1 protein-coding gene is annotated in these 618 nt (G+C 71.5%); it reads left to right on the top strand.

Annotation, left to right across the window (positions count from 1 at the left end):
• The coding region (locus ACLQ29_RS35400) for a M23 family metallopeptidase (protein WP_425775706.1) at nucleotides 1-618 on the top strand (618 nt) is incomplete at both ends.

The raw sequence follows: 618 nt of genomic DNA, 5'->3' as shown, positions 1-618 counted from the left end.
GGCCGGGACCACGACTCGGTGGGGTTGTTCCAGCAGCGGCCCGGATGGGGCAGCGTGCGTGAGCGGATGACGCCCAGCTACGCGGCGGGGAAGTTCTACGAGGCGTTGCTGCGGGTCGACGGCTGGCAGCGGATGCGGCTGACCGACGCGGCGCAGGCGGTGCAGCGTTCCGGTCTGCCGGAGGCCTACCAGAAGTGGGAGGACGACGCTGAGCGGCTCGCCGCGCTCGTGCTCGGCCTGCCGAACATCGACGACATCGGCGGGGGCGCGCCGACGGCTCCGTGCGGTGCCGATGATCTCGGCCCGGTGCCCGTCGGTCCGGGCGGTTGGGTGCAGCCGATCCGGGCGCCCGTCGGCAGCGCCTTCGGTCCTCGGGGCGGGAGCTTCCACGCGGGCGTGGACATGTCGAAGGCCGACGTGCGGGGCGATGCGATCCGCGCGGCTGCGGTCGGCGTGGTGGAGCAGGTCAAGTGCGACTGGTACACCACGTGCGACCACGACGGCAACACCAGTCAGCGCGGATGCGGCTGGTACGTCGACATCCGGCATCCGGGCAACATCGTCACCCGCTACTGCCACCTGATCCAGCGACCCGAGGTGTCCATCGGTCAGCAGGTC

Source organism: Micromonospora sp. DT228, assembly GCF_049841595.1.
Lineage (GTDB): Bacteria > Actinomycetota > Actinomycetes > Mycobacteriales > Micromonosporaceae > Micromonospora.
This window is presented reverse-complemented; position numbering and strand designations above follow the sequence as displayed.